General features: G+C 72.0%; 6 protein-coding genes. 3 read left to right on the top strand and 3 right to left on the bottom strand.

The annotated features are described in order from the left end of the window. Positions 1-135 precede the first annotated feature (135 nt). Positions 136-411, bottom strand: coding sequence for a GlsB/YeaQ/YmgE family stress response membrane protein (locus ACZ6TV_RS24360; protein WP_465299535.1), 276 nt, complete (start codon positions 409-411; stop codon positions 136-138). 119 nt (positions 412-530) lie between these two features. Between ACZ6TV_RS24360 and ACZ6TV_RS24355 the strand changes: the two genes are divergently transcribed. Genes ACZ6TV_RS24355 through ACZ6TV_RS24345 form a run of 3 tightly spaced genes read left to right on the top strand, consistent with a single transcriptional unit; the run spans position 531 to position 4,669 of the window. Next, positions 531-1,715, top strand: coding sequence for a hypothetical protein (locus ACZ6TV_RS24355; RefSeq protein WP_465299534.1), 1,185 nt, complete (start codon positions 531-533; stop codon positions 1,713-1,715). Between the two features lie 44 nt (positions 1,716-1,759). Then, positions 1,760-3,244, top strand: coding sequence for an RtcB family protein (locus ACZ6TV_RS24350; protein ID WP_465299533.1), 1,485 nt, complete (start codon positions 1,760-1,762; stop codon positions 3,242-3,244). A 45-nt stretch (positions 3,245-3,289) separates the two neighbouring features. Next, entirely contained in the window at positions 3,290-4,669 is a 1,380-nt protein-coding gene (locus tag ACZ6TV_RS24345) for a PIN-like domain-containing protein (protein ID WP_465299532.1), read from the top strand. Positions 4,670-4,673: 4 nt separating this feature from the next. Here ACZ6TV_RS24345 and ACZ6TV_RS24340 read toward each other — a convergent pair whose 3' ends face one another. Next, entirely contained in the window at positions 4,674-5,615 is a 942-nt protein-coding gene (locus ACZ6TV_RS24340; RefSeq protein ID WP_465299531.1) for a hypothetical protein, read from the bottom strand. After that, positions 5,612-5,977 (bottom strand): PadR family transcriptional regulator, encoded by a 366-nt coding sequence (locus ACZ6TV_RS24335; RefSeq protein WP_465299530.1) that lies wholly within the window; start codon positions 5,975-5,977, stop codon positions 5,612-5,614. Before ACZ6TV_RS24335 ends, ACZ6TV_RS24340 begins: the two co-directional genes overlap by 4 nt. Between the last annotated feature and the right edge of the window lie 23 nt (positions 5,978-6,000).

The following is a 6,000-nucleotide window of genomic DNA, read 5'->3' as shown; positions in this document are numbered from 1 at the left end:
TGGGTGGTGCCCCTCCCCCCCCCCCCCCCCCCCCCCCCCCCCCCCCCCCCCCCCCCCCCCCCCCCCCCCCCCCCCCCCCCCCCCCCTCCCCCCCCCCCCCCCCACCGCTGGGAAGCTCCAGTGTCGTGCGGGTCCTCAGAGGGCCCGACGGCGGCCGCTGATGCCGGCGACCAGTGCCACACCCACGGCGGCGACGATCACCTGGACGACGAGCTCGCCCCAGTCGACGCCCGGCGTGTCAGTGGCGATGCCGACGGCGTTGGCCAGGACGGTGCCCAGCAGCGCCGCGACGACACCGACGACCATGGTCAGCAAGATGGACATGTGCTGACGGCCGGGGACCACGAGCCGCCCGAGCGCGCCCACGATCAGACCGACGATCAGCGCGGTGATGATCCCAGTGACTGTCATTGCTCCTCCTGCAATCCGCCGTTTTCAACCTGACTCAGTGATGCCCATGCCTCGCTGAACCGAAACGGACCGCACCCGTGTGATCGACCGCACAACCGGGCAGCTATCGTCACTTGTCTATGAGAGTCTTCGCTGCCGTCGCCGCCGGGGTCACCGTCGCCGCGACGCTGTTCACCGCCACCACCAGCGCTTCCGCCGCCGCGGCACCGACCGCGCTGCCGGCCGGCCAGTTCACCCTGGCGGCGGACTACCACCAGTTCGACGCCGTGAATTCGGCGCTGGTGTCGACGCTGGGCACCGCGGCCGTGCACACCGTCATGGACAACGCCAACCACGACCGGTCCGGGATCACCGACTCGCTCGGGATCAGCTACGAGACCGGGTTCCAGTTCGACTCCGGCGACGACGGCGACTGCGCCAACTTCCCGCAGGGCATCACCACCAGCCGCGACGCGATCGGCACCGCGAACAGCGGCAACTACGACGGCCACCAGCTGATCCTGGTCAGCTGGTACACCAAGGACGGCTGCGACGGGGCGTCCTCGCGCAGCCGGATCACCCTGGTGGACTGGGACGCCACCTACCCGAACAAGTACCGCAAGGTCCTGCTCGTCGAGCCGACCGGCACGACCGCGGCGCCGAACTTCAAGGACATCAAGATCCACGCCGGTGGCGTCTCGTGGTTCGGCGACTACCTGTACGTCGCCGACACCGGCCGCGGCATGCGCGTCTTCGACATGCGCAAGATCCTGAAGACGAACACCGGCGGCACCGCCGGGCAGATCGGCCGGCAGAACGCCACCACCTACTACGCGCACAACTACGCGTACGTCCTGCCGCAGATCGGCACCGTCAGCGCCGCCACCACCTCCGGCACGAACCTCGCCTGGTCGTCGATCTCGCTGGACCGGGTCAGCCGCTCGATCGTCATGACCGAGTACACGTGCCCGTCCGGCTGCGCCGACTACCCCAACCGGGCGCCGCGCGCGGTCCGCTTCCCGTTCGCCGCCGGGGCCACCACGTTGGCCGCGAGCACCACGGCCACCCAGGCGCTGCAGCTGCCCTGGTACAAGCTGAACGGCGTCGCGTCGCACAACAACCGCTGGTGGTTCAACTCGTCCGGGTCCAAGCAGCTGTACTACTGGACGCCCTCGGCCGGCGCGCACACCTACGCCTGGGTCAGCGGCGGCGAGAGCATCAGCTACTGGGAGGACGCCACCGAGGCGGACCTGCTGTGGTCGCTGCAGGAGCAGGTCGGGCACCGCAACGTGTTCGCCGTCAAGCAGGCGAGCTACGACGGATAATTTCGTTTACGGCGGGCGGGGCACGTCCCTACCCTGGGCGGACCATGTCGACCACCAAACGGCTCGATCCGCGCCTCGCCCGCACCGACGACTCCTGGCTGACCCTGCCCAACCCGTATGACGTGCCCGTCGAGATCTGCGCCGGCCCGGACGTGCCGATCGAGTCCGCGGCGGTCGACGAGCTGCTGACCGTGGTGGAGACGGCGGCCACGCTCGACGCGATGGGCGCGCGTCTGGACCGGGTCGTGTGCACCCCCGACTTCCACAAGGGCGCCGGGATCCCGATCGGCACCGTCCTGCAGACCACCGGCGCCCTCATCCCGCAGGCGGTCGGCAACGACATCAACTGCGGGATGCGGGTCGAAGCCACGTCACTGACCGTCGACCGGGTCCGGCCGCACCTGGACCGGCTCGAGCAGCACCTGCGGCACCTGTTCTTCGAGGGCGGCCGGCGCATCGGCCTCACCCCCGCCCACCGCGAGGGCCTGCTCCGCGACGGCCTGCCGGGCCTGCTGGCCGCGGGCGTCCCGGCCGGCACGGAGGGCGCCTGGGCGCAGGTCCGCGCCGACGACCTCGCACCCGACAACCTGCACACCGCGGGCCACCCGGCCGCGTCCGCCGCCGGCTTCGACGACTGGATCACCAGCGGCGGCGGCACCAGCTACGACAGCATCATCGGCAGCGTCGGCGGCGGCAACCACTTCGCCGAGCTGCAGTACGTGTCGGAGGTCCACGACGGCGCCGCCGCCTACGCCTGGGGCCTCGTCCCCGGCCGGGTGGTGCTGATGGTGCACACGGGGTCGCTGTCCCTGGGCCACCAGGCCAACTCGACCGGCCTGGACCAGGCCCGCGCCCTGTGGCCGGCCGGCATGCCGGTGCCCCGCAACCGGATCCTGCCGATGCTGCTGGACGAGGCCGGCGCCGCCCGCCGCGAGAGGTACCTGACCGCTTTCGCCAACGCCGCGAACTTCGCGATCGGCAACCGCTTCTTCCTCGCCCTGATGATGCGGGCCGGACTCGCCGCCGCGGTGCCCGGCGAGTTCGACTCCCGCCTGGTGTACGAGTCCCCGCACAACCTCCTCTGGCCCGGCCCGGACGGCACGGTGGTGCACCGCAAGGGCGCCACTCCCGCCGGCGGCGCCACGACGCAGGCCCCGTTCGGCGAGCCGGTCATCGTGCCGGGCTCGATGGGCGCCCCCAGCCACCTCCTGCGCGGCCTCGGCAATACCCGCGCCCTGCAGAGCGCCTGCCACGGCGCCGGCCGTAGCGTCCCCCGCGGCTCGGCGTCCCGCGGCGGCGACGCCGAGCTCGACGCCTTCCTCGCGGAGTTCCGCGTCGTGACCCCGCTGAACCACCGCGACCCCGCCCTCGCCGGCCGCCGCGACATCCTCGACGCCTGGCGCCGTGACCTCAAACAGGAGGCGCCGTGGGCCTACAAGGAGGTCGGCCCGGTCGTGCGCAGCCTCTCCTCCGCGGAGGTGGCGATGCCGGTCGCCGAGCTGCGCCCCCTTCTCACCGTCAAGGGCTGACGTCCCGTCCCGCCCTCCCGTACCGCCGCTTGTACCTTGATGCCCATGCCCGAGCATTGGCCGAATCCCGCCGTTGGACGCCTGACCGACCGGTTCACGGCGTGGCTCGGCGACGCGCCGGAGCCTCGATCGTTCTTCACATCGGGCCTGGTGGTGCTGGACGCCAACGCCCTTCTCGACCTGTACCGCGTGACCGGCCCGACCCGCGGGTCCGTCCTGGCGGCCCTCGAGAAGGTCGGGGCCCGCCTCTGGATCCCGCACCAGACAGGGTTGGAGTTCAGCAGGAACCGCCTCAAGGCCGCACAGGCCCGCATGCAGGAATTCAGCACCGCCAGGAAGACGCTGAACGGCGTCGCGAACGACGTCACCGCCGTGGTCCGCAGGGCACTCGCGGCGTTCGACGCGACGCGGGCGGGCAGTATGACCACGCGACCGTGGGACATGGACACCCACGGTCTGGATGACGCGTCGGTACGGCTGAAGATCAAGGAGCTCATGCGGCCGGCTCTGGACGAGCTGTCCGCGATCGAGCGGGAACACGACATCGGCCCGAGCGACGTCAACGGCGAGGATCCGGTGCTGGCGGCCATCGAGCAGGTCATCGGCGACCGGATCGGACCGCCGTACAACGGATACAAACTGCGGGAGCTGGTCAACGAGGCATTGCACTTCAGATTTCCCAACCTCCAGCCTCCCGGCTACAAAGACATCGGGAAGCCGACGCCCGTGCGCCAGGCCGGCGACTACGTTCTCTGGCGCCAGATCATGGATCACGTGCTGATCAGCGACCCCCGGCCTCGGCACGTGTTGCTGGTGACCAACGACGTCAAGTCGGACTGGTATGCGCCGGACCCGGGTGGCGGTCCTCCGTGCACGAGACCGGAGCTGCGGCAGGAGCTCCTCGAAACCACGGGCGCGGATCTCCTGCTCGCCACCCTGCCTGACTACGTGCAAGGCGTCGCCGTCCACCTTGACGGAGGCGTCGCCGAAAGCGTGGTCGAAGAACTGCGCGCGGTGCTGAACGATCCACCGGAACCCGAAACGGTCATTGTCGAGGACATCTCACACACCCGATTCGAAAGGCTGGTGGCCGACCTTCTCGTTGAGATGGACTATGCGGTCGAGGCACCTCCCGAACCTTTCCGCCGGATGTGCGACCTGCTCGTGACCGCGCCGGAGGGGCCGGGGCGGAGAATTCCGGTCGAGATCAAGTTGCGGCGGCTCGGGACGGAGGTCGCGGTCCAGGACCTTCGCGTGGTGCGGCACGTCATGGAGAAGCTGGGCGCAGAGGGCGGACTCCTCGTCACGACAGCAGATCTCACGAGGGCCGGCCGAGCGGCAGCAGATCACTACAACGTATCCGTCATCAGCGGAGCAGACCTCGTCGAGCTCTTCGAACGGTACCTGGGGATTCTTCTGCGATAGCGCGCTATTCCGCCGGCTGGGGGGCGCCGCAGGCGGGGCAGCGGGTGGCGGGCCGGGAAGCGTGGCGGCGGCCTCGGAGGTGAAGCGCGACGGCGAGGGCGACCGCGGCCGCCACGATGGACGCGGCCGTGGCGATGGCCGCCGCCGGCCAGGACGGCCACCGCTGCTGGGAGGTGCCGGCGAGCGACACCTGGAGCAGCAGGACCGGGCCGAGCAGGAGAAGCACCGGCCACCACCCTCGGGCGTCGCGGCGGATCGCGAACCCGGCCCCGGCCGCCAGCGCCGCGACGGCCAGGAGCTGGCCGGCCGCGGGCAGGGCGGTGGCCAGGGCGTAGTAGTAGCCGGTCAGGCCGGTCACCAGCATGCAGCCGGCCGCGACGGCGGCGGCGAGCGGCGGCAGCACCTGGCGGCGGCGCGGGACGCCGAGGGCGGCGAGGCCCAGCGCCAGCTGTGGCACCAGGACCAGCAGCGGCGGGCGCACCAGCGACGTCAGCGCGGCGGCCGGCACGACCGCGGCCGTGGTCAGCAGCGCGACGAGCACGAACGGGCGGGCGAAGCCGGCGAGCGCCGCCACGGCGGCGAGCAGCCAGGCGATCCAGACGGCGGCGCCGAGCGTCAGGAACGGGCCGAAGCCGGACCACGCGATGCCGTCGGGGACGGGGAGCAGCTCGACGCCGACCAGCCAGACCGCCGACAGCGCCGCGGCGGTGGCGAGGGCGAGGGTGCCGGCGAGCGGGGCGGCGTCGAGGAGGCCGAGGGCGTGCCGGGCGCGCAGGTGCTGGCGGAGGCCGCCGCGGAGCAGGTCGGTGACGTCGCCGGGCCGGGGCCAGCGCTGTCCCGGGCGGGCCAGGTCCAGGTAGGTGTCCACGATCTCGTCGCCGCGCTCGGCCCGGTACACCGGCGGATAGCAGCGCAGCAGGGCCACATAGCGGTCCCGGAGGGTCATGCGGCACCGCCCGCCGGGCGCAGGCGGGGAAGGGTCACGCCGGCGTCGCGGGCGGCCAGGCGGACGGTGGCGGCCGCCACGTGCCGGCGCAGGCGCTCCGTCTCGGCGCGCAGGGCTCCGTCGCCGGCATCGGTGAGCCGGTAATACTTGCGGGCGCGGCCGTCGACGATCTCCTCGCGGTCGGGGACGACCAGGCCGTCGTCCGTGAGCCGGTCCAGGGCGCCATACAGCGTGCCTGGGCGCAGCTCGACCCGCCCGCCGGACAGCTCGGCCACCTCGGTGATCAGCCCGTAGCCGTGCATCGGCGCCCGGGCGAGCGCGGTGAGGATGAGAAAGGTCGGTTCCCGCAGTGGTGACGACACTCCACCAATATATCGGTCACGAA

The organism is Dactylosporangium sp. NPDC051087 (genome assembly GCF_055586325.1).
This window is presented reverse-complemented; position numbering and strand designations above follow the sequence as displayed.